Origin of the sequence: Paenibacillus sp. JNUCC-31, from assembly GCF_014844075.1 — a bacterium.
GTDB lineage: Bacteria > Bacillota > Bacilli > Paenibacillales > Paenibacillaceae > Paenibacillus.
Genome location: NZ_CP062165.1, coordinates 7167152 through 7190317, shown reverse-complemented (window position 1 = coordinate 7190317; position 23166 = coordinate 7167152). Strand labels below are relative to the sequence as shown.

At 44.3% G+C, this 23166-nt stretch carries 20 protein-coding genes; 5 read left to right on the top strand and 15 right to left on the bottom strand.

Translation table 11 applies throughout. The features are described 5' to 3' along the window. Positions 1-224 precede the first annotated feature (224 nt). Positions 225-2492 carry a glycoside hydrolase family 3 N-terminal domain-containing protein gene (locus JNUCC31_RS31480; protein ID WP_228469348.1) on the bottom strand — a complete coding sequence of 756 codons (2268 nt, stop codon included), beginning with the start codon at positions 2490-2492 and terminating at the stop codon, positions 225-227. A gap of 289 nt (positions 2493-2781) precedes the next feature. Between JNUCC31_RS31480 and JNUCC31_RS31475 the strand changes: the two genes are divergently transcribed. From JNUCC31_RS31475 to JNUCC31_RS31465, 3 genes are all read left to right on the top strand, one after another. Continuing rightward, entirely contained in the window at positions 2782-4386 is a 1605-nt protein-coding gene (locus JNUCC31_RS31475; RefSeq protein ID WP_192267207.1) for a type 2 periplasmic-binding domain-containing protein, read from the top strand. 207 nt (positions 4387-4593) lie between these two features. Beyond that, complete coding sequence (locus JNUCC31_RS31470) at positions 4594-5484, top strand: ABC transporter permease (RefSeq protein ID WP_192267206.1); 891 nt, start codon at positions 4594-4596, stop codon at positions 5482-5484. Positions 5485-5499: 15 nt separating this feature from the next. Continuing rightward, positions 5500-6390 carry a carbohydrate ABC transporter permease gene (locus JNUCC31_RS31465; protein WP_192267205.1) on the top strand — a complete coding sequence of 297 codons (891 nt, stop codon included), beginning with the start codon at positions 5500-5502 and terminating at the stop codon, positions 6388-6390. 81 nt (positions 6391-6471) lie between these two features. On the opposite strand, the gene JNUCC31_RS31460 is transcribed toward JNUCC31_RS31465, so the two are convergent. From JNUCC31_RS31460 to JNUCC31_RS31405, 13 genes are all read right to left on the bottom strand, one after another. Continuing rightward, on the bottom strand, positions 6472-8178 hold the full coding sequence (locus JNUCC31_RS31460) for a cache domain-containing sensor histidine kinase (RefSeq protein WP_228469347.1): 1707 nt from the start codon (positions 8176-8178) through the stop codon (positions 6472-6474). 61 nt (positions 8179-8239) lie between these two features. Beyond that, positions 8240-9862 (bottom strand): helix-turn-helix domain-containing protein, encoded by a 1623-nt coding sequence (locus tag JNUCC31_RS31455; protein WP_192267203.1) that lies wholly within the window; start codon positions 9860-9862, stop codon positions 8240-8242. 250 nt (positions 9863-10112) lie between these two features. Then, positions 10113-10238 carry a YjcZ family sporulation protein gene (locus tag JNUCC31_RS33670; protein ID WP_228469346.1) on the bottom strand — a complete coding sequence of 42 codons (126 nt, stop codon included), beginning with the start codon at positions 10236-10238 and terminating at the stop codon, positions 10113-10115. A 204-nt stretch (positions 10239-10442) separates the two neighbouring features. Further along, positions 10443-12494, bottom strand: coding sequence for a serine hydrolase domain-containing protein (locus tag JNUCC31_RS31450; protein ID WP_192267202.1), 2052 nt, complete (start codon positions 12492-12494; stop codon positions 10443-10445). A 116-nt stretch (positions 12495-12610) separates the two neighbouring features. Beyond that, a complete protein-coding gene (locus JNUCC31_RS31445; protein ID WP_192267201.1) occupies positions 12611-13909 on the bottom strand; it encodes a GHKL domain-containing protein in 1299 nt (432 codons plus the stop codon). A gap of 1 nt (position 13910) precedes the next feature. Continuing rightward, entirely contained in the window at positions 13911-14651 is a 741-nt protein-coding gene (locus tag JNUCC31_RS31440) for a LytR/AlgR family response regulator transcription factor (RefSeq protein ID WP_192267200.1), read from the bottom strand. A 254-nt stretch (positions 14652-14905) separates the two neighbouring features. After that, a complete protein-coding gene (locus JNUCC31_RS31435; protein ID WP_192267199.1) occupies positions 14906-15682 on the bottom strand; it encodes an ABC transporter permease in 777 nt (258 codons plus the stop codon). Continuing rightward, positions 15683-16444: an ABC transporter ATP-binding protein gene (locus tag JNUCC31_RS31430; protein ID WP_192267198.1), complete on the bottom strand. Its 762-nt coding sequence runs from the start codon at positions 16442-16444 to the stop codon at positions 15683-15685. It lies immediately after the preceding gene. Between the two features lie 12 nt (positions 16445-16456). Continuing rightward, positions 16457-17320: a pentapeptide repeat-containing protein gene (locus tag JNUCC31_RS31425; RefSeq protein WP_192267197.1), complete on the bottom strand. Its 864-nt coding sequence runs from the start codon at positions 17318-17320 to the stop codon at positions 16457-16459. Positions 17321-17334: 14 nt separating this feature from the next. Beyond that, the gene (locus JNUCC31_RS31420) at positions 17335-17664 is read right to left on the bottom strand and encodes a PadR family transcriptional regulator (RefSeq protein WP_192267196.1); all 330 of its coding nucleotides are present in this window, start codon (positions 17662-17664) and stop codon (positions 17335-17337) included. Positions 17665-17921: 257 nt separating this feature from the next. Next, the gene (locus JNUCC31_RS31415) at positions 17922-18317 is read right to left on the bottom strand and encodes a VOC family protein (RefSeq protein WP_192267195.1); all 396 of its coding nucleotides are present in this window, start codon (positions 18315-18317) and stop codon (positions 17922-17924) included. 33 nt (positions 18318-18350) lie between these two features. Continuing rightward, positions 18351-18815, bottom strand: coding sequence for a DUF8821 family protein (locus tag JNUCC31_RS31410; RefSeq protein ID WP_192267194.1), 465 nt, complete (start codon positions 18813-18815; stop codon positions 18351-18353). 17 nt (positions 18816-18832) lie between these two features. Next, positions 18833-19312: a GyrI-like domain-containing protein gene (locus JNUCC31_RS31405; protein WP_192273505.1), complete on the bottom strand. Its 480-nt coding sequence runs from the start codon at positions 19310-19312 to the stop codon at positions 18833-18835. A 106-nt stretch (positions 19313-19418) separates the two neighbouring features. Between JNUCC31_RS31405 and JNUCC31_RS31400 the strand changes: the two genes are divergently transcribed. Further along, positions 19419-20381 carry a helix-turn-helix transcriptional regulator gene (locus tag JNUCC31_RS31400; protein ID WP_192267193.1) on the top strand — a complete coding sequence of 321 codons (963 nt, stop codon included), beginning with the start codon at positions 19419-19421 and terminating at the stop codon, positions 20379-20381. A gap of 213 nt (positions 20382-20594) precedes the next feature. Here the strand turns inward: JNUCC31_RS31400 and pdxS are convergent, their stop codons facing one another. Next, on the bottom strand, positions 20595-21476 hold the full coding sequence (gene pdxS, locus JNUCC31_RS31395) for a pyridoxal 5'-phosphate synthase lyase subunit PdxS (RefSeq protein WP_036671277.1): 882 nt from the start codon (positions 21474-21476) through the stop codon (positions 20595-20597). 165 nt (positions 21477-21641) lie between these two features. Between pdxS and pdxR the strand changes: the two genes are divergently transcribed. Beyond that, on the top strand, positions 21642-23102 hold the full coding sequence (pdxR, locus tag JNUCC31_RS31390; RefSeq protein WP_228469345.1) for a MocR-like pyridoxine biosynthesis transcription factor PdxR: 1461 nt from the start codon (positions 21642-21644) through the stop codon (positions 23100-23102). Positions 23103-23166 lie beyond the last annotated feature (64 nt).

The window sequence follows — 23166 nt, the reverse complement described above, 5'->3', positions numbered from 1 at the left end:
TTTCAGCTAACAATTCGAATGAATCAGTACGTGCGAATCGTGGAGCTGCTCTTGCTATGGAAGACAAAAAAGCCGCTAGAATAGCGACTTTCATTGCTCTGTGTTCATTTGTAGTGATGAAATATCCGGGTACTCCAGTGTTCTCTGCTACATTTAATTGTTCAAGGACACTCTGGCTTTTTCTTTCACACGTCTACGGCGATGTCATAAACGCCCATGGTGTTTCACTTAATCGGTACGATACCTTGATCCGTTTTCACTGGGAGCATGCCGCGTGCTTCCAGTTTCCCGAGAAGCACGTTAATTCCAGCTGAAGTATTTGGCTCCTGCTTTCCGTACACGGCAAGCCCTGAACGTACGTTCTGTAAATGGAGCATCTCGTAAGGATTACCGAGCGATAACAGCGTGTATCGCTGATTACGTCTGTTCATCTCATTAATTAAGGTTTGATAGTCTGTCCATCCGAACTGACTGGCTACATTACGGAATTGGTAGGAAGCCAGGATAACGTAATCTGCATGAGTCATCGCCTGGAGCGTTTCATTCATCTTCCCTGGAAGCATAACGGTAACCTCTGTTTTTATCGACTGGCTCTTTGCGGCTTGCACCAGTTGCTTCTCTAGTTGGTTCCCCTGTTCTTCTTCAGCTGCAACAATAACAACCCGGTCGCCTTGGTGGATTGGATCTGGTTTCGCACCTTCACGGCTTGCCAATAAGGTGACCGCTCGCTCTGCGATGCTCTGTTCGACCATGCGATGGGCCTCCGAACCGATCACATCCTTCAGCTTGGATAGCTTGCTTGCAAGCGACTCGCTGCGTTCAAACAAACCATATTTGGATTTCATCTCCAAAATTCGCTTTACGGACGCATGGATGGTTTCCTCCGAGATAGTCCCTTTTTTAACGGCGTTCACAAGGGTTTGATGGGCAGCTGCCGAATCTTGCGGCATGAGGATGATATCCACGCCAGCGGAAACCGCGCGTTCTACCGCTTTATTTTCCCCAAAATGCTCTGCGATCGCGTTCATGGTGAAGGCATCCGAAATGATGAGACCTTCGTACCCCATCTCTTCCCGGAGGAGCCCAGTCAATACCTTTTTGGATAACGTGGCAGGGATCGGCACACTTTTTCCGTCGTGGAGTGAAGTAACATGTTCGTTGTCTACAGCAGGGAAAGCAATATGCGCGGTCATAATCATGTCTACCCCATTATTGATCGCAGCTAGAAAAGGTTTCAGTTCCACTGCATCAAGCCGCTCTCGGTTATGGGTTAGCACCGGCATTCCAAGATGGGAATCTACCGTCGTATCGCCATGCCCCGGGAAATGCTTGACTGCGGCGATCATCCCCGATTGCCGTAGCCCTTTGATCGTTGCAAGGCCCAGCCGCGTCACCAAATCCGCATCCGAGCCAAATGATCGCATACCGATAATCGGATTGTCAGGGTTGCTGTTAATATCGAGTACTGGGGCAAAATTAATCTGCAGCCCAAGTGCTTTCAGCTCCTCCCCTGTCAGCCGTCCAGCCGCTTCAGCCAGCGTCGCATCTCCGGTTGCCCCAAGCGCCATTTGACCTGGCAGATTCGTCCCGCCCGGAATTCGCTTAATAACACCACCTTCTTGATCGATGCCAAGAAACAAAGGAATGTCGCCTGCTTCCAATTGCAGATCATGCGTAAGCGTTGTAACCTGCCTAGCGTCTACAATATTTTTATCAAAAAGAATAAATCCGCCCAAATCTTGGTTATGAATACTGTGCTTCAGTCCTTCATTAATGGTCGTTGTCACTTTACCGTTCCATTGCCTGATGTCAGGCATAAGCATCTGACCGACTTGCTCGTTGATGGTCATATATGAAATGAGCTGATCCCAATCGTGTGCCTGAATGGCTGCATCACGTTCGAAGCGAATCACTCGCGCCATGAATACGGCAAATTCCGCTCGTGTGACAGGTCGAGCCGGGCGATAAGTACTATCCGAATAACCGCCTACCAATCCGTTTGAGCTCATGATACGAATAGGCGCAGCCGCCCAATGTTTATCCGTATCAGTCAAACTTACGGGATGCCTGCCTTCCACGAGTGAATATGCGCGTGTTAGGAATGCTGCAGTCTCTGCGCGATTAATCGGTGCATCCGGCTGGAAGGTACCGTTAGGAAACCCACTGGCAAGTCCATGCTTTGCAGCAATGGCGATCTCGCGATAAAACGGATGGGTTGTCGGAACATCCGAATATGTCGTTCCTTTCGCTGATAGCTGAAGCTCTTGAGGATAAAGCTCACGCACCATGAACGTGACGGCTTGTGCCCGGGTTACAAACCCCTCGGGCTTAAATATCCCCTTGCCGTATCCAGCCACAGTTCCCCGTTTTGCCATATATGAAATACCGTCTTCTGCCCATTTTGAATGCTGCAGATCGACAAATCGTTCTTCCGCAGCTGCACTTCCTGCCCATAAGAGCATAGAACCGAGAACGGTAGCAATCATTGTCATCCGTTTTATATGCATCTGCTTCACTCCTGTTGATGTTCTGTGTTCGATCATTAGACGCTACCAAGCCCATTTTGTTTCCCTATTTTATAGTCAAGCTCACTGCGAGTAAAAAAAGGATAGGTTCGAAGTAAAATAAGTGCATGATCCTCCTTTCTCGTTTCTCTCCAGTGAATTGAAAGTAAAAAAACTTACTGCTGCTCGTCAATAACGTCTATATCACCTGCTTCTTTTCTCGTTTACAATATTTTAAGCAAGTCACCATTAACTATCGAGAAAAAGGGGGAGCAATATGAAAAAGAAAACGAAAACCTTGATGTTGTCTTTATGTATGTCGACCTTATTACTCGCAGCCTGTACAAATGGAAGTAGTAACGAGCAAAGTTCGACCAATACAGATTCGGATGCCAACGAAGGCGGAACAACAACCATTCACACGGTAACGTCTGAATACTCTTCTGCGAAATATCCAAAGGGCGATGATATCACAAACAATGTGTGGATTAAGCGATACAAGGAGAAGTTTAATATCGATGTCAAAACAGACTGGGTCAGCGATGAGTACGATACCAAACTGAATTTGGCAATAGCGTCCAGCGATCTTCCCGACGTGTTCAGGGTCAATCCTTCACAATTGAGGCAGTTGGTCGAAGCGGATATGGTAATGGACCTTACCGATGTCTTTGAGCAAAACGCTTCAGACCGTCTCAAAGGTTACATGGAAGCAGATGCAGACAGTTACGAGTCTGGAAAGAAAGACGGTAAGCTGTACGGTATTCCGCAGATGCACTGGGGATTAATTGAACAGCCAGACTTCATCTGGATCCGGAACGATTGGAAAGAAGAACTGGGTCTCCAGGATCCGAAATCTGTGGAGGACATCAAGAATATTGCCTTAAAATTTATGGAAAAGCACGGCGGTTATGGTATAGCGGTAGATCAAACGTTGGATTACCTCAACTTGCTCGCCATTGCATGGAATGCACATCCGGATATGTGGATGCAGGATAACAGTGGAAAACTGGTGTATGGCTCAGTTCAGCCTGAGATGAAGAATGCACTGGCTGAGTGGTCGGAATGGTACAAGCGAGGCATCATTGATCCGGAATTTGCAATCAAAGACTTTAATGCAATGAACGCGGATATCGTAGCCGGCAAAGTAGGCATGCAGCCTTATTACCAGTGGTGGGGTTATAATCCGGGTGTCGATACGGTATCCAATCTGGGTAAGGACGCGATCTTTTATCCTTATATCATTCCGACCATCGATGGAAAGGAAGCGAAACAATCCATCTTCTTTGCCAACAACAACTATATAGTGATGAAAAAGGGATTCAAGAGCCCGCAAGAAGTGATCAAGATTTTGAATGACTATGCTTATATCGTGGATGAAGGCAATGGCAAGGAATCCACAGAAACATTGTCTGCCTTGCTGGACAACGATATTGCTCATGTTGTTGGAGCGTTCCGTGTACTTAATCCGAACTCCGACTACGAGCAGTTTGAGGCTGTATCAGCAGCCCTTCAATCCAAGGATACCAGTGGACTCACGACTTCGGGAATGTGGCAAAAATATAACAACAGTGTTGAGTTCATGAAAAATGCAACACCAGGAGCAGTCGGTGATTATTTGCAACAAGGTGCTCCCAAAAATGCATATGGTCTTGCCAAAAAAGTCCTCGACAGTGAGAACTATATAAAGACGGCTCTATGGGGTGTTACACCAGAGATTCTGTCGAGCTACGGCACAACCTTGGATGATATCCTGACAGAAGGCTTCACCAAGATCATTATGGGTAGCGAAAGTATCGATTATTTCGATGTAGTTGTCCAGAATTGGCGAGCAGCCGGGGGCGATGACGCAACACAGGCAGTCAATGAGGCCTACGGAAAATAAAATGCAATTGCCAAGAGGGGGACGGGAATAGTTCTCGTCCCTTTTTGAAGATTATAGAATGTATACGTTTTCAGCGGAGCTGAAGGATCGATCATCGCAAGAAAAGCAACCGCCAAACAACGAATGTATCATCACCGATCGTGCTTCGATCAGAAACTTTTCTTATAGCGGTTACAATTTTATCACACCAAGGACGGAGGAATATGAATGCTGAGAAAATGGAAGCAGCAGAGTCCCTATCATCTAATGTTGATCCCAAGCCTGGTCTTGGTTTTCATCTTCAGTTACATCCCTTTTTACGGGCTTATTATTGCATTTCAGAAATACAATCCAGGCCTTGGCTTCAACTCACCATGGGTAGGATGGGATAATTTTACGCATGTATTTAATCAGCCGAATTTCGTAAGAACTATCTGGAATACACTGTACATGTCTGTCTTCAAGATTATCGGTGGCATTATCGTGCCCGTTATTTTCGCATTATTGCTTAACGAAGTACTGAATAGTGGAATCAAACGCACATTTCAAACTCTGGTATATATACCGAATTTTCTCTCTTGGGTCATTATGGCCGGCATCATGCTGGATATACTTAGCTCCGATGGCATCATCAACACATTTCTAGGCGTATTCGGGATTGCGCCTATCTCCTTTCTTGGCACACCATCCATATTCCCATGGACGATGATCGTGAGTGACATCTGGAAGGGATTCGGCTTTGGCACGGTTGTTTACTTAGCAGCCCTAACCAGCATCGATCCGGGACTTTACGAGGCAGCGGTGATTGACGGAGCCAAACGATGGAAGCAGACCATTTATATAACTTTGCCTCTGCTTATGCCGACGATTGTCTTAATGACGGTGTTATCACTGGGTAACGTCCTCAACGCAGGCTTCGACCAAATCTATAATCTCTACTCCCCTGTCGTCTACCAAACCGGTGATATCATTGATACCTATGTATACCGTCTGGGAATTCAGCAGGCACAGTATTCGATCGGAACCGCAGTCGGTTTATTCAAATCCATCATTTCTAGTGTTCTGGTGGCCGTATCGTACTTCCTGGCCTACAGAGTAGCTGGTTATCGTATCTTCTAAGGAGGGACTGTCGTTATGATTCATGATAAAAGTATGAGCAGGCGCTTGTTTCATATTATAAACTACACGATATTGCTTCTAATCTCTCTACTCTGCATCCTTCCGTTTATCAACCTGTTGGCTGTTTCATTCAGCAGCAGTTCGGCTGTATCAGCCGGTAGCGTAACGTTCTGGCCGGTTGAATTCACGACAAAAGCCTACGAATTTGCTTTAACTGGAGGGTCGTTCTTTTCCTCTCTCTGGGTTGCTGTCCAACGAACGGTTCTCGGAACGCTTGTGAATCTTGTTTTGATCGTGCTGACTGCCTATCCACTTTCCAAATCGAAACAAAAATTGATGGGTCGCAATATTTATATGGGATTTTTCATCGTAACCATGTTGTTTAGTGGAGGATTAATCCCCACTTATCTGGTAGTCGTCAAAATGGGACTAATTGATTCGATTTGGTCTCTGATCCTGCCCGGTGCTCTTCCCGTATTCAGTATGATTATTCTTATGAATTTCATTAGGGGGCTGCCAGAAGAAATCGAAGAATCGGCGATTATTGACGGTGCCGGGCCTGTACAGGTATTACTTCGTATTCTACTTCCGCTACTGAAGCCCGCTCTCGCAACTGTCGGCTTATTTAGCATCGTCGGCCATTGGAATTCGTGGTTCGATGGCATTATCTATATGAACAATCCAGAGAATTACCCATTGCAAAGCTACTTGCAGACCCTTCTGCAGAGCTTTGAACAAATCATGCTGAAATCAGGATCCGATTATACCCAACTGCTATCCATGATGAATGCCAGAACTGGACGCGCTGCTCAAATGTTCTTGGGGGCCATTCCAATTTTGCTCGTGTATCCGTTCCTCCAGAAGTACTTCACCAAAGGTTTGGTGCTCGGTAGCGTTAAAGGGTAGATGAAAGGGCTTGCAGTATTGACTGCAAGCCTTTTAAGTTATTCAACCTCTGTTAACCCATGAACAATACTACCAACAATACTACCTGTTGTCTGATATGGCAGGCAGCAGAATAGTAAAAATCGTACCTTCTCCCATTTGACTGGCTACCTGTATGCCGTAGGGCTTGCCAAAATGAAGTTGAATACGCCTCTGCACATTCTGCAGACCGATTCCCGTGGTTCCGGAACTCGCCTCGAGCTTTTTCTCCATAATGTTCTGGATCGCATGATGATCCATACCGACTCCATTATCACAGACTTCGATCGTAATATCACTGTCCCTCGGTTGTATGCGAATGGTAATGACTCCGTCTTCTTCGAGTTCGGCCAGACCATGAAAAATCGCATTCTCCACTAGAGGCTGAAGGATCATTTTGGGCATATGGTAACCCATCAGTCGATCCTCAATTTCATATCTCATCTGAATACAACCATAATACCTGACGTTCTGAATGGTCACATAATTGGTTATATTATCGATCTCCTCACGAATCGTTACGAGGGTTCCATCGGATCTTGTCGCATAGCGGAGCATAGAGATGAGTGCATCTGTCATTTCCACGATTTTGTCAGCTTGTTGCATGGAGGCAATCCATTTCACCGACCCAAGTGTGTTATACAGGAAATGAGGTTTGATCTGGTCATGGAGCGCACGCATCTCGGCTTGGGCTTTCTCTATTTCTTCCTGCTGTATCCGTTCGACCAAACGCTTCAATTCATGCGACATCTTGTTAAATCGAATGGATAAATGTCCAATCTCGTCTCGCGAGCGAATATGTTCGATTTGTTCAAACTGCCCCTTCTCGACCAAGGCGATGTTGCGCAGCAGTTTCTTAATGGGGGTTGTGATGACATGAGACAAAAAGATGGATATTATCGCAGCAAAAAGAAACATGACCAAGGCCAGCGTTACCAGATTACGGCCCAATATTTTGCCATCAGCAGTCAGCTCATCCATAGGCATATATAAGTATGTTGTCCATTTTTGCTGACTAAGGGGGCTTGTCACCACGACATTCATTGTTTCGGATGGGCGAACGTTGTCCCGGAATAGTGTTCCGATCAAACGCTCATTCACGTTATATACAATCTTGTCATTCTCATCAATGATCATGAACCTGGAGCGTAGCCCTTCCTGCAAGTTACGATTAACGATTTCGATGAATTTGATATCAATGCTGACGACGATCACGCCAAGCAGCTTCCCGCTTGTGACATCATGAATTTTTCGCGCATGCGAGACTGCCAGAATGTTATTCTTCAATTGCTCATCCATTCGGGTTGTCAGGGTAATGGTACGATCATCGTCATGCATGAACTTTTTAAACCACAACTCGTTTGCCACTTTAAAGTTAGGGTCAATGGGTTGATGAGGACTGACGAACAGATCTTCCCCCCCGTTCAAATTGTAAAGGTAGATCGAGAATACGCGATCCTTCATCATGATATAATTCATCAAAATATTATAGGCAGCTATCTCATGCTGCTTGTCCCCATCGCGCAGGAAATCCTGGATCGGAAAGCTTCCTTCATGTGTCGCAGATAGATTGTTGCTTAGTCCATTACTGGCCAGCAGTGAGATTTTCTCAATCTCTTTTAGAAATTCGTCAATGCGAATATTCGTCTGTTTGGCCAGATCGCCAAGCAGCTTCGTGTAATTCTGTGCCAATAACCGCTCAGAGGAGTAATACGAATTGATCGTCATCACAAATACCGGAAGGATAATGACGATTATACAAATGATCATAATTTTGTACTGGATTCGAAAGAGTTGGGGACGCCTCATAAGATGCACCTCTATTCACGGATTACATGATTCTCTGCTGCAATTCTCGATATTCCTCAGGTGTCAGCCCTACAGATTTCTTGAAAATCTTACTGAAATAGGTGTAGTTATGGTAACCTACCTTGTCTGCAATTTCATATACCTTCAATTCCCTGCTGAGTAGATATGCCTTCGCATGTTCGATCCGAACTCGTGTCAAGTAAGAGATAAAGTTCTCTCCCTTCTCCTGCTTGAACAATCGGCTGAGATACGAGGGATTGACATTAATTTGGTTAGCTACACTTTGCAATGAAATATCCTCGGCGTAATACTTGTCGATCAACTCAATGGCGAGGTCAGTATAGGTACGTTCCTGCATAATCTGGAAATCGGCTTTAAAGTAATACGTAATATGAGCCAGCATATCTTGGTGAATATCCTCCCAATATTCTGCCTTCAGAACGATTTCATAAGGGGATCTCTCCTTAAAAGAAGGTTTGCCTCTTTCTGCAGCCCGTGATAAATGGGAGTGTATGGTTTCCATCACCATAATATACTGCTTGCGGATACTGCTCTCATCCGCTTGCAGCGTCTCCAGATTAGATCGTATTCCTTCAAGGAAATCCTCTGCCTTTTTGTAGTCTTTACTTACCCACAATTTTAGAAAATCTCGTTCTTGCTGGGAGGTCAGCATTCCGTTCACTTCTTTCCGAGCTGGAGCTCGAATCACGTCCTCGTAATACAGTACCTGGTTGCTGCCTGTGAAGAAACCCTGCCTTAGGGCGAATTCCGCTTCTTGGCATGCCGTTCTAATACAATGGAAACCGGAAACGATTGTACTTACACCCGCTGTAAGCGATAGATTCATAAAGTCCTTAATCGAGGAAAGAAGCTTAGTACATCGTTTATTTAGATCGGTGTGTACTGATCCACTCTCAGGACAGACATTGACAATAATCCAATACTCAGACGAACTTTCAACGAAAATCTCCTTCTCCCATTTGGACGGAATGATCTCCTCCATCATATTAAGAATGGAAAATCGGAGAAGTTTCTCCCCCTTTTCCACATATTTTTTCTTTGCATCCTCGTAATAGTTTACGATGAATTTGATGACAACCAGCTGATCCGATCTGATCCGCAAATTCAATTCTTCAGCTTTGGTGACCGTATCCTTTCCACTTATGAATCCGCTTACAACATCTTGAAAGAAGCTATCCTTTAAATGTCTAAGACTCTTTGAATAATCATATGCCATAGAGGGGATTTTTGTCGGGTTAACCTGTTCGCTCTGCAATTTCTGTTCAATGGCGATCAGGAGATCGATAAGGGAGGTTTCGGTAATCTCGCTTTTAATCAAGTAGTCTGAGGCACCCAGTTTTAATGCCTCTTTCACATAATGAAATTCGTCAAAATTACTAAGAATGACATACTTACAGGTGTTCAGTACGATCGAAGCCTCTTGTATAAGTTGCAGCCCATCCATGATCGGCATCTTGATATCCGTAATGATCAGATCGGGATTCACTTCAAGCGCAAGGTCCAACGCTTCTTTTCCGTTCCCGGCTTCACCAACTACATGGAAATTGTACTCTTCCCAACTCAGCATGGAACGAATTCCAACCCGCATGAGTAATTCATCATCTACGATCATCAGTTTATACATGCGATCCTCCAATTTTCATTAGTTATGTCCTTTTCTCCAAAACACCATTGAATCCCATTCTTATCAACCAATATTACCTCATATATTAGGGCCTTTGGCAACCATATACTTTTGTATTTGCAGAGAAAGCAATGGTAGATGAAAACAACAGATGATCTGGCGTGAAATCATATTTGATGAAATGGAAAAAGCCGCTATATTAGCGGCTTGGAAGAGAACATTGTTCTTTTCCCAAATTGCAAGCTAAATATTAAACTAAGAAAGCTTTGGAGATAATGACCAACAAAATAAAGAGAACCAGAATTGCACCGATGGACGTGAAACTACCGTATCCTCCACCAAGTCCTCCTACATTTCTATTTCCTACTTCACTCATGCTTCTTCCCCCTCTTTTGTGGTATGTGATAGATTATTCAGTTTCGATTAATTTGACAAGGCTGTGAATAAAAAAGGGCAAGATATTCAAAACACGACAAGCCCCTCCCTTCAATACGAAGGGAAGGGCTCTTTTTTGCATGAACGAAAGTGGAATAAGCTCACTTTTCTGCGTCAGTTGTGTTTAAAATAGTTAAGCAGCAATTTACTTTAAGTGGGTTTTAAAGCTATCTCCGGCTTCACCACCAAAAACGATATAACCACCTTTGGGAAGCTGCGTCGATTGTTGATGGGTCGCTACGGAAAAGTGAACCACTTCACCTTTATCGTTATACACGGCATACCCTCCGCTCTCCGGAGAATCAACGGTTAACGATTTGTTCGCGGAACGGGAGTCGATAGCATACCACCGGGCTTGCCCGTTTGACGGAATGGTGGTAACTCCTGTTTTGCCGCCAAAGATCGGTGTTATGGCATCCTCTGCGATGTACTCCTGTCCATCCTGAATCAAAACTTCAGCTCCATTCTTTGTGTGGAGTTGCAAGTCGAATGCATCTCTTCCATTCATAACAGGAATCTCAACCACATTCTTTGCGTTGTTCGGATCAATGACTTTTGTGCCATTCGTATATCCATTCTCCGTATCGACGGACAGGTTCTTGATCAGCATCGAAGGAAGCAGATAGAAGATCGACGTTATTTTTTCATCCAGCGCGTAATATTTCGAGCCGTTGCGTGCTTCCCATTTCGCTTTCGTTGTTACGTCCAATGGATTTTGTTCCAGTTTTTGATAATCATAGGTATTCATCACCGTTTGGCCTAAACCGGGTAACGTTATATTCGCTTGAACATTAACATACACCTTGTCGTTACGTTCTTTTTCAAAACGGACCTTCACACTTCCATCGGAACTCGTAAATTGTCCTTCACCTGTGTACACATATTTCTGTTCCGGAATAAGTCCTCCCTGTAAAGCCGGCAGTTTGAACTCGCTATTTTTAATGTCTATATTCAGCGTTGTACCTACCGTGCCATAAAGGCCGGAATATGCAGTCAACTCTGCCGGCATTTTCACTTTGACGGGTGCTGAGAACGTTTGATCGGGTTTGATTTCCTCAATGATACCCTGATCCTCCAGAACCTCCAACAGAACTTTGCTGGCAAACATCTGGTTATAGATGGAAGATCCGCCAGAAGAAAGAACCGCCATCGATATATCATGTTCAGGTATAGTGATTAACGAGGCATGATACAGCATGGTGTCTCCACCTTTGGTAAGTGCAGTAACGCCGTAATCGCTGAACGGTGCAAGTGCAACAGCATCCCAACCCAGACCGTAGTTGAAGGTATTTCTTTCTTCAGGCACCCAGATTCCATGACGATATTCATGATTTTGCATGGACTCTGCCGAAGATTTGGACAGAATGTCGGGTCTGTTCCCCATCAACACTTCAGCGAATTGGCTCAATTCTTCTGCAGTCGAATAGATACCACCTGTACCGATAATATTGGCATTTTCAATAGGGAGTTTTGTTTCAATCGTAGGCCAATATGTTTCTGATAGTCGGTTTCTATCAAAAGAATCAAGAGGGGTCTTGGTTGCTTCCAGCTGTAACGGATTGCTGATGAACTTGGCAATATATTCGCTGTAGCTTAATCCACTCACCCGTTCAACCAATATCTCAAGCAACTGGAAGCCATCATTACAATAAACGGAATAGGCTCCCGGTTTAGATTTAAGCTTTTCTGACTTCAGTTTGAGAAATAATTCATCATGATTGCGGGTATCATTATCGTCAAACAACATGCTGTTCCCATAATGTGTGCCGTAGAGCCCGGATGAATGGTTCATCAGCATGCGCGGCGTAATTTGAGTATATCGGGCATCGGCCATTTCGAAGTCTTTGATATACGAAGTAAGAGGCTGATCCAGATCTATTTTACCGGAATCGACCAGCATCATCGTGGCAGCCGTAACAACCATTTTGCTAACCGAGCCTATGCCAAACATCGTGTCCTTGTCGACTGGTTTTTGGGATGCCTTGTCATGAAATCCAACACTGTCCGACAAAATGATCTTCCCTTCATCCCTGATGGCATATTGGAGTCCTGTAACCCCATAATTTTGCACCATCTCTGTGGCAATTTTGTTGGCCTGATCTTCAATCGTTGAGCCCTTGTTCGACTCTGCCATGGCATGTGTCATGGGTGTGATCACAAGCACAGCTGTACATAACATACTGATTAATTTTTTCATTTAATAACTTCCTCCTTATGATGCTGCTTGTATGATTGCATTCATCATATCCGGGAAGAGGCATTTAGAACGATAATGAGCCGTGAACGGAAAAAAACAATCCCTGAACGGTATGTTCAGGGATTGTTCATGTCAAAAGGAAGCACGACCATGTTATTGAATGTTCGATGATGGTTCTCAATACTCATATGTCCACCATACTTTTCGCACATTCTCGATATATTGGTCAGACCGATCCCATGATACTCCGGGTTGGGTTTCTCCGTCTTTAAGTGAGCCAGTTTTTGCTCCACATGATTCAGAATCTGGATGACAAGAGCTGACGCTGTAGAATGAATCGCGATCAGGATATATCTGTCTTCGGCATGTCTTACTTTCTTGGAAGCTTCGATGGCATTATCCAGCATGTTACCGAGTACAACGCACAGGTCATATCGATCAATGAGGACATGTTGTGAATGGAGCTGAATTCGGGTATCAATTTTGATCCCGTTTGCCTGCCCTAGAGCAATGGTATTCGTAACAAGCGCATCGATGACTAGATTGCCGGAGTTCACCCGCTGGTATGCTCCTTCAATCTTATTCAATGTGAGTTTAATATGATCTCCTGCCGAATCCAGCTTGTTTTGCTTAATGCATTCATCAATGTATAGGAACTGCTGATTGATATCGTGAATAATGCTTTTCACATTTTTAAAACTGTGCACCGTCTTCTCATAATTGGCATCCTGATAATCCATCTGACGCTGCAACTGGGCATTTTCATTCGCGAGCTGAACCTTTTCTACCATATTATCGAATATATAAACAATGAACACATTGAGAAAAAGGGAGCCCAGTACGGAGACGACGTAATATATGTTTTTTTCACTATAAGTCGAGGCCACATTGATCTGATAGATCGTAATGGTGGGTACGATCAGAAACAAGAAATAATAACGATAATGCATAGCGAAACTTCTCCGTTTGGCAATCAAACGAACAATCTGGATAACAATGAACATGATACTGCAACCAAGCAGCATCACTTTGGAGAACACCCAATGATATTCCACGTCGAAATGATCCCATATGCTATAATCCGTGGAGTCGATCGCACTCATAATATATACGGCAATGTAATTTACCGTTGTGAGCAGTACTGCATAGAGGATAGTAAAAACAAGTTTTATTATAAATTCCACCTTATAGGATTGTGCCAGGCTGAAGATGAATAACAATGCAAAAGCGGACGAAACGACGGGTGAAAATGAAGATGCCAAATAGAAATAACCCAGCACGACAAATACAATGAAGTAGATTGCTCTATATGGTTTTCGTTTAGTCTTGCCTAGCACTGAATCGAAATAAAAACTCACCTGGAATGCCATAAGTAAGGGAATCCCGATGACGGACAAGATCATATAAGTATCCATATCATTGAATCCTCATAATCATAAATTTGGTGTAGGCATCCTTGACTTCTTTGACTTTGGAACGCCCTATAGGCAACACGGTGCCATTTAACATGACGACCTGGGTACCCGCAAACTTCTGAACATGCAGCAGGTTGATGATAATTGAACGATGAATCTGCAGGAAACCATGGTCTTTCAAGGCGGTGGCATAACTGGAAAGGATGCCTTTGCTCTCATGCGAATTCTCCTGAGTCACAAATTTTAATTTGTTCTTGATCGTCAAACTTTTCATGACTTCAATCCAGAGAATATCATCGTATTTCAATAGAAGTTCTTCATAATCTGACTTAATCAGTACATACTTTTTGTCCAGCGCTTTAAAATATTGGCACAGCTTAATCATTTTTTCCTCGAAGATATCCGGCAGGATTGGTTTGATCAGATATTGAAAAGTTACTACATCAAAGCTCTCCACCATATACTCGGGGTAGCTGGTCAGAAACATGATTTGTACATCCAGATACTTCATATTCCTGATTTCTTTGGCTGTCTGGATTCCATTCATTCCACTCATCTCTACATCCAAGATCAGAACATGAAACGTGTCCCCCACGTTTTTATAATGAGAGACGAGCTGCTCACCGGATGCAAATAATGTAATTTGGAAATCAATATTCGTTTTTAGGGATAAGGAGATTAGCATCATTTTTACAAGTTCTCTTTGTTTCTCCTCGTCATCACAGATTGCAACATTGAACATGTGGGAACATCCGCCCTTCTTTGACATCGACTCTGAATTTCACTCTCGAATATACTATTTTATCATAGGTTTCGGAGCGAATATGGGATGAAATGCATTATTCAGACCCTAAAATGCTGGACCCCTAAAAACGTATCCTCATAAAACAAAAAGGCCGCTAAAATAGCGACTTTTAATGGGATAATGTTTCTTTGCCCCTCAACACAAGCCTGCGAGTATATCTCCCGGCCTGGCATTTTCTTTTAAATGCTTCCTTAGTTAGTTCTTATTCCCTTTTTGTACGCCCTCATTGCAAAAAAGTACGCTACGAGCAAAATCCCAATACACCACGCAAGAGCGATCCATATATCATTGCCAACCGGCTGATCTGACAATAGCGCACGAATGGCTTCCACGATCGCCGTCACCGGCTGGTTTTCGGCAAAGGCGCGAACAACCAATGGCATCGACTCGGTCGGCACAAACGCCGAGCTGATAAATGGCAGGAAGATAATCGGATAGGAAAAGGCGCTTGCGCCATCCACCGTTTTAGCGTACAGACCTGCGATTGCTGCGACCCAAGTCAATGCCAGCGTAAACAGCAAGAGTATGCCGGCTACCGCAAGCCATGGCAGAATCCCTGCCGATGAACGAAAGCCCATAACAAGCGCGACGAGAATGATGACAATGACCGAAATGGCGTTGGATACCAGCGAGGTCAGCACATGTCCCCACAGAACGGCGGAACGTGAAATCGGCATGGTGTGAAATCGCTCCATTATGCCCCGCTGCACATCGGTGAACAGACGGAAAGCCGTGTAGGATACTCCGCTGGCAATCGCAATCAGCAGAATGCCGGGCAACAGGTAATTCACATAGTTATCCGTTCCGGCTTGAATGGCGCCGCCTAACACATAGACGAACAGCAACATCATTGCGATCGGCATGATGGTGACGGTGACGATGGTGTCCATACTGCGGGTAATATGGCGCATGGAGCGCCCGAGCATAACACCCATATCGCTAAAAAAGTGTTTCTTTACGGCTTCCATTTACACGGCCTCCTTCTTACCGACGATTGCGAGGAATATCTCCTCTAATGACGGCTGCTTTTCAACATACTCCACCTTGGCTTGTGGGAACAGCTTTTTCAGCTCCGAGAGCGTGCCATTCGCGATAATCCTGCCTTCGTGCAGAATGGCAATTCGGTCGGCAAGCTGCTCAGCCTCCTCCAAATACTGTGTAGTGAGAAATATCGTCGTACCTCCGGCGGCAAGCTCCTGGACAATCTTCCAAACCTCGATGCGTGACTCGGGGTCAAGCCCAGTGGTCGGCTCGTCGAGGAAAACGATCTGTGGTTTTCCCACGAGACTCAAGGCGATGTCGAGCCTGCGGCGCATACCCCCTGAATACGTAGACGCCCTGCGCTCGGCAGCCTCTGTCAGACCAAAACGTGTAAGCATATCGTCTGCAACCTGACGCGGATTTTTGAGGTAACGCAGCTTGGCAATCATGATCAGATTTTCCCGTCCGGTCAGCATTTCATCCACTGCGGCAAATTGCCCGGTCAGACTGATCTCCTGCCGCACATTGTCCGGCTTGGATGCAACGTCGAATCCGTTTACGGTGACAGTTCCGCTGTCTGGTTTGAGCAGCGTGGTGAGAATTTTGACAACCGTTGTCTTGCCCGCCCCGTTGGAGCCGAGCAGGGCAAAAATACTTCCCTTATCCACCTCGAAGTCTACGCCCTTTAGGACTTGCAGCTGCTTGTAGGACTTTTGCAGCCCACTCACTTGAATCGACTTGATTTGCATGTTTTCCCCTCCTTAAATAACGGTAACCTTTGACAAATCGGCATCCATGCCTTTAAGGGCGGCATAGGTCAGTTTATCCATCATTGCGCCATCAAAGCAGATGGTTTTGATGGCACGGTAATACTTCTTGGAGAGAACGGACACAGGGAAAGACACATTTTTGAGGGTAGCGTCCTTAAACGAAACGTTGTTTAGCGCCGATTTGTCAAACTTGACGCCGATGAAGGTTTGCCCGTCAAAACACACCCCTCCCAGATCGGAAGATTTGAACTCCACGCCATCAAAGATACAGTTTTCAAAGATGGTTTTTCTGAGGTCGTTCATGGTCAGCTTAACGTCAGTCAGTTTTACATCTTTGAATTTTGCTCCGTCCAGCCCCGATTTGCTGATATTGGTTCGTACAAGTATGGACTTATGGAAGCTCGCATGCGATAGGTCAAGGGTGGAAAAGTTGCAATCCGTCAGATTGGCCTGGTCAAAAATAGCTTCGCGGACATCACTGCTCGCAAATGTGCTACCAGTCAAGTCAGCACCCGTAAAGTCAGAGCCCGGTAACGCACTCCCTTCAAATTTCCCTTTATGCGCGATGACACCCGCAAAGTCACTCTTCACCAGGTTACTCGCGCTTAAATTGGTTACCACCTGTCGTTCCAGCGATCGGGAAAGGTTAGCCACCTCTTGTACCGTTTGCTCAATGTCGCCGATGCTTGCAATGGTCATTTCAAACGCAGTTTCATCGTCCTTGCCCTCGGCTTTAAGTTCATGGAACCGCTCCTGCAGATCGGAAAGCAGGTCAGCCTTTAATTCGGTAACACTTTTTACCCCATCGTAAGGTGCGAACACGCCGTTCAAATAGTTGTTCAATTTGTCATTCATTACATCAACTCTCCTTATAATAAATTTTCAAGCACACGCTTTGCATACTCCCAGTTGCTTTTGTTGCGGGCATAAGCCACTTTGCCCTTTTCGGTAATCCTAAAATATTTACGCCTTCCGCCCTGAGATTCATCGCCCCAATACCACTCGATATCACCGTCGGCCTCAAGCCGACGTACGCTGGAGTACATCGTGGCTTCTTTTAATTCATACTCTCCACCCGAGCGCTGGCCAATCAGCTTGACAATTTCATAGCCGTACCGGTCAGCTTCGGATAAAAGTCGTAAAATCATTGTGTCGGTATGGCCGCGCAGCAGGTCGGATGTGATTTTGTTATCGCTCATGTAAGCACCTCCACATCTGCATCATACGATATACTACTATGACTGTCAAGGTAGTGTTTCGAATAAAATACTCTGTTGAATTAACTTCTGTGTTTGTCACTACGATTTGGACAAGGACATATAGCGTTAAAACTCAAAAAAGCCGCAACAATGCGGCTTTTAATCGTGTATAATCTTGTCGCCTTATCCGTATTAATCAACATTAGACACATCATCTAAATTGGCTGTGGATATAAGTTAATGTCCATACATGATCTCTAAGTTAATTGCTGTGCAATCTCCCAGACATGTCCTGCCGGATCTGTGAAGGCGGCCGTACGTACTCCCCAAGGTCGGTCTACTGGACCGTTAAGCAGAGCAACGCCATGTGGTTTCAATTCGTTACACACTGCATCCACATCTTCCACTCGGATGGTAAACTGAAAACGAGATCCGGATTCTCGGCTTGCGACTGTTCCAGGATGGATCAGACCGTGTGCTTCGGAAATATTCAGGAGATTGATACTCATATTTCCGAAGTTGAATACCGCAGAAACATCGTCTTCATATACAGCGGACAATCCAAATACGTCTTGATAGAATGCCCTCACCTTGAGCAAGTCCTCCACAAATAACGTTATAACATCCACATTCATTGACCCTAATGTCTTCATAGGTATTCCCCTTCACATACACTTTTGTTTACGTTAATACGCTCCTTTAATTACAAAAAACGACCCCCTAATGGTTCCAGCTAATTTAGATTTCTGTCTGGCGAACTTAAACTTTCCTTCTAACTCTTTTGGTACCTCCATCCCCTCAGAAAGCTTAAAACCAACAGCCCGCTTCTTAGGGTCATCAACTGTATACATGACATTGAGACCAAGACCATCTTCATAAAAGACATAGGAAAATTGAATATTTTCCACTTGAAAAGACGACGTTTGCAGAGGCTTGGCCGCAAACTCAATATCACGTTCTTCTTTCAAAATTCGCTTTACATAATCAAGGGTCTCCTGACTTTCGCTGGCTGATACAACCGTAAATTCATGTTTATATTTGTTCATAAAATAACGGGCTTCATTCGCACGCAAACCAGCAAGCGCCTCTGCTACCGGTGAAGACTCCAAACCAACCGTAGAGACATTTTTAAAATCAACGATATACGACATTCCCATCCTCCTTCTCGTTATTTCCTAACAACCGGAATCCACATTTCACCAAATACCAAGCCGTTACGCTGCCCCATCTCAACCGTTGCATTTGGCCCACCAACATAGGCATAGCTCTCTTCTTGTGGCAGGACTTGACCAAAAGCAATGCCAGTAAGGTGATTACTCAACTCCTCAGCCGTTTCCCCTTCACCCTTAACAACCAGGTATTCTCCCTTAGGGAATTGGATCACTCGGGTTGCTTCTGGCAGAGATGCTTCTGTCATAACGCCAGCATAATGCATCATCTTGTTATTCACCGCTTCGTTCACGGCAAAAATGTAGTCATTTGTCGCTATAGCTTTTAAAGTGTCTAGGCTTCCATCTTGTTTCACAGTCGACCAAAAATCCGCCTTTTCTTTGTTGATGCCAGCAAAGTCTGTGTAGGGGCTCTTAAGCTCAGTTCCAATTCCTAAAACGATAAAGCTGTCTTTTTCTTCAAAATTATAATTACTCATCATGAACACCGTCCTCTTTAAATTTATCAATGGATTTGTCTTTTCACTTGATGGGTTTATAATAACCTTAAATCATGTCAAAATATGATACTGTTTAGGGGGCCCAATGAAAAAAGTTGAACGGATTAATATCATCATGCGCTATATCAACAACCGCGCCCACTTTACCATCTCTGAAATCATGCAAGAATTCAACATTTCTCGTTCGACAGCTATTCGTGATATTAAAGAAATTGAAGGCATGGGCATGCCGCTAGTCGCTGAAGTCGGGAGAGACGGGGGTTATTCTGTCATGAATAACTCTATCCTGCCCACTGTCCGGTTTACCGATAATGAAATCAAAGCTCTGTTTATCGCCTTTATGGCCACCAGAAATCAACAACTCCCTTATCTGAAGAGTCGTCAGTCTTTAACAGAAAAATTATTGGGCCTCATCTCAGAAAATCAGCAGGATGACCTGGTCCTGTTAAATCAAATATTGCTCTTTGAAGGGACTAACCCTCATAATCCCGATTTGCTTGATCTGTCAGACCTGCCCCACCCTATGTTGGAAAAACTCATTCAGATTCTTCTCTTAGAGAATTATTTAATGGTTACTGTCAAAGAAGAGCGAGAAATAAAGTCTTATCCCATTTATCTTTTGCACCTGTATCGTGAGAAATGTCTATGGCTAATTGGAGGCTTTGACTTAGAAGAAGAGAAGAGACGGATTATATCCGTCGACAATCTCACACAAATAGAACCATACCCAAAGAAAAAAAGGGTAAGTAAGAAAAAGATTTTAGAACAACTAAGCAAGCAGGAAGAGGTAATCAACCTTGTCCTTGAACTTGGCCCAAAGGCGATTGCTCAGTTCAAAAAATACCATCCTTTAAACTGTTCACTTGCTTATACAAATCCTTACCAAACCACAGCGATTATAAAGACATGTATCAATGTTTATCATTTAGAAGAATTAACCGAAATCACTAATTGGTTGCTTTTTCTAGGTGAAGATATCAAGGTCAAGGAGATTCCGGAAGAAATCCTAAACGGTATACAAGAGAGATTAAGCTTATACTGTCCATAAACCATGTTCAGCTTCCCTCTCTTCTCTGTTTTCCACATATATTGCATTTCAATTCATTATTGTCAAAAATAACAAACAACAAAGCCGATCAATTTGCTCCACTGATCGGCTTTGTCTAATATCTATTTATACTCTATTCAATCTTAATGCTCATTTACAGCGCTGTGTAGAATCGTAACACTACTTTAAAACCGCTGTTCTGTTCGTTCATTCTTACCATCCGCGGTTGGACATGCGCTCTTCTGGAGCTAATTTAGAAATTTCGATCCCTTTCATAGGGGCACCCAAGTTTTTGGATACTTCGGCAATCAGTTTGTAATCTGTGTAATGTGTTGTAGCTTCAACGATTGCACGAGCGAATTTCTCAGGGCTATCGGATTTGAAGATACCCGATCCTACAAACACACCGTCTGCTCCCAGGTGCATCATTAATGCTGCGTCCGCCGGAGTAGCTACACCGCCTGCTGCAAAGTTAACGACAGGAAGTTTTCCATTTTCATGAACTTCGCGCAGCAATTCATAAGCTACACCCAAATTTTTTGCTTCAGCGTACAGCTCGTCTTTGGACATGTTTTGCACTTTACGGAGCTGGCTGTTAATCAGACGCATATGACGAACTGCCTCAACAATGTTGCCCGTTCCAGGCTCACCTTTTGTACGAATCATCGATGCACCCTCACCAATACGGCGAAGAGCCTCTCCCAAATCTTTGGCTCCACATACAAATGGTACAGTAAACTCATGTTTATCAATATGGAACACTTCATCTGCAGGTGTAAGAACTTCACTTTCATCGAGATAGTCCACACCTAGGGATTCAAGCACTTTGGCTTCTATGTAATGACCGATACGTGCTTTGGCCATAACTGGAATAGATACAACCTTCATAACCTCTTCAACGATGGTTGGATCTGCCATACGAGCTACACCGCCGGCTGCGCGAATATCGGAAGGTACCCGTTCAAGAGCCATAACAGCTGTTGCACCTGCCGCCTCAGCAATTTTAGCTTGTTCTGCATTCATGACGTCCATAATGACGCCGCCCTTTTGCATCTCAGCCATTCCTCTTTTTACACGATCTGTACCTGTTTGCATGATTGTATTCCCCCTAATTAAATTTATTGTTTCACTTCATCCTATGAATTAGTATAAAATGAAAATGGACAACTAAAAAGATCCAATATTTTCGGTTTTTATTGTACCACTTCTAAATTAACTTCTGGAGGGCATATGCAATTTCATGTAGCTTACAGTTCATATTTGAACCGAAAATATACCAAGATGAAGGCTCTCTATCATGCGATTCGTGACGCTATTCATGAAGGTAATCTGGTGTATGGCGAAAAGTTACCATCTACGAGAGAGTTAGCTGCGACGTATCACATTTCCCGAGGCACAGTAAATCAGGTATACGATACGTTGACTGCTCAAGGTTACATTCAATCAGAGCATGGAAGAGGAACCTTTGTTGCTTATCAGTTGGATTTAAGCAATGATGCATCCACCGTGAAAGCTTACGCTCATCACTTATCAGCCTGGGGGAATCGTATTCAGCAGTTTGAACAGCAGACAACTCAAAGGAATTCACAAACAAATGCACAAACAAGTGATTCCAGAATAGAGCGTGACGAAGTAATTGACTTTAGCAAATACCAGCCTGATTTTTCCAAATTCCCTTACGATGAATGGAACAATCGATTGTATGCAGAGATACGGAATCGCGAGCATCACATAGAAACAACCACCGCTCTTGTTAGTTCAACTGGGGAGCCGAAATTGCGAGAAGCCATTGCTGCCTATCTTCGGCGGATGCGAGGGATTCAAGTCGATGCAGATCATATTGCAGTGACTGCAGGCTCTATGCAAGCTATCGCTCTACTCACTCAATTACTTGCAGATCCAGGGGATCGTGTAGTAACGGAAAGTCCTTGTTATGTCGGGATTTCTCAAGCGATTTTGGCTGCGGGTGCACAGTTGATTGAAGCCAATCTAGATGGTCAGGGAGTTGTTCCCCAGAACTGGGAAGCACGTATGTTGTTTGTCACGCCATCACGACAATTTCCTACCGGCGAAATGCTCAGCCTTGAACGTAGACAAACTTTGCTGGACTGGGCACATCGTCAGGATGCCATGATTGTCGAGGATGATTATGATAGTGAATTCCGATATCGTGGAATGCATGTTGAACCGCTAAAAACATTGGATAAAGCGGGACGCGTAATCTATCTCGGCAGCTTCACGAAAACATTGCCTTTAGAAGTACGGCTTGGTTATGTGGTTCTCCCCCCCACTTTGGCAGATACCTTTAGAAAAGCACAGGCATTATACGAGCCAAGACCCGTCAATCTAATCGAGCAGCGGGCATTAGCTGCATTTATGACAAGCGGCCAATATGAGCGTCATCTGCGTAGGATGAATCGTTTATACAGTCGCAAATTCCATCTGTTACTCAAACTTTTGAACCAGCAACTCTCAACATGGTTTGATTGGGTGGAAAATGAAGCGGGTCTGCACGTGTTTGGCTGGTGGCGAGGTGATGCGACCACTTTTGAAGTCTTTCGGGCAGCGGCTAGATCGGAAGGGGTTGTATACTCAGAGGTCAGCAGTTCAACGTCTGAAGGTACGAAGTATGGTATCTATTTATCATTTGCACATTTGTCAGATGTTCAATTACAGGAAGGCGTATTCAAATTAAAAAATGCCGTCGTAGCTGCATTGTAAGGGCACTCGTCTCATAAATGCAGTATAAGAAGATGCAACATTTGGAAGAGGGAGTATTGTCGAG

Coding starts and splice junctions, on each gene's coding strand:
- pdxS (WP_036671277.1), bottom strand. CDS start 21,476: ATGCAAACAGGTACAGATCGTGTAAAAAGAGGAATGGCTGAGATGCAA.
- JNUCC31_RS31480 (WP_228469348.1), bottom strand. CDS start 2,492: ATGACAATGATTGCTACCGTTCTCGGTTCTATGCTCTTATGGGCAGGA.
- JNUCC31_RS31465 (WP_192267205.1), top strand. CDS start 5,500: ATGATTCATGATAAAAGTATGAGCAGGCGCTTGTTTCATATTATAAAC.
- JNUCC31_RS31415 (WP_192267195.1), bottom strand. CDS start 18,317: ATGAAGACATTAGGGTCAATGAATGTGGATGTTATAACGTTATTTGTG.
- JNUCC31_RS31425 (WP_192267197.1), bottom strand. CDS start 17,320: ATGAATGACAAATTGAACAACTATTTGAACGGCGTGTTCGCACCTTAC.
- JNUCC31_RS31450 (WP_192267202.1), bottom strand. CDS start 12,494: ATGAAAAAATTAATCAGTATGTTATGTACAGCTGTGCTTGTGATCACA.
- JNUCC31_RS31420 (WP_192267196.1), bottom strand. CDS start 17,664: ATGAGCGATAACAAAATCACATCCGACCTGCTGCGCGGCCATACCGAC.
- JNUCC31_RS31445 (WP_192267201.1), bottom strand. CDS start 13,909: ATGGATACTTATATGATCTTGTCCGTCATCGGGATTCCCTTACTTATG.
- JNUCC31_RS31455 (WP_192267203.1), bottom strand. CDS start 9,862: ATGTATAAACTGATGATCGTAGATGATGAATTACTCATGCGGGTTGGA.
- JNUCC31_RS31435 (WP_192267199.1), bottom strand. CDS start 15,682: ATGGAAGCCGTAAAGAAACACTTTTTTAGCGATATGGGTGTTATGCTC.
- JNUCC31_RS31405 (WP_192273505.1), bottom strand. CDS start 19,312: ATGAGTAATTATAATTTTGAAGAAAAAGACAGCTTTATCGTTTTAGGA.
- JNUCC31_RS31470 (WP_192267206.1), top strand. CDS start 4,594: ATGCTGAGAAAATGGAAGCAGCAGAGTCCCTATCATCTAATGTTGATC.
- JNUCC31_RS31430 (WP_192267198.1), bottom strand. CDS start 16,444: ATGCAAATCAAGTCGATTCAAGTGAGTGGGCTGCAAAAGTCCTACAAG.
- JNUCC31_RS33670 (WP_228469346.1), bottom strand. CDS start 10,238: ATGAGTGAAGTAGGAAATAGAAATGTAGGAGGACTTGGTGGAGGATAC.
- JNUCC31_RS31400 (WP_192267193.1), top strand. CDS start 19,419: ATGAAAAAAGTTGAACGGATTAATATCATCATGCGCTATATCAACAAC.
- JNUCC31_RS31410 (WP_192267194.1), bottom strand. CDS start 18,815: ATGTCGTATATCGTTGATTTTAAAAATGTCTCTACGGTTGGTTTGGAG.
- JNUCC31_RS31475 (WP_192267207.1), top strand. CDS start 2,782: ATGAAAAAGAAAACGAAAACCTTGATGTTGTCTTTATGTATGTCGACC.
- JNUCC31_RS31460 (WP_228469347.1), bottom strand. CDS start 8,178: ATGATCATTTGTATAATCGTCATTATCCTTCCGGTATTTGTGATGACG.
- JNUCC31_RS31440 (WP_192267200.1), bottom strand. CDS start 14,651: ATGTTCAATGTTGCAATCTGTGATGACGAGGAGAAACAAAGAGAACTT.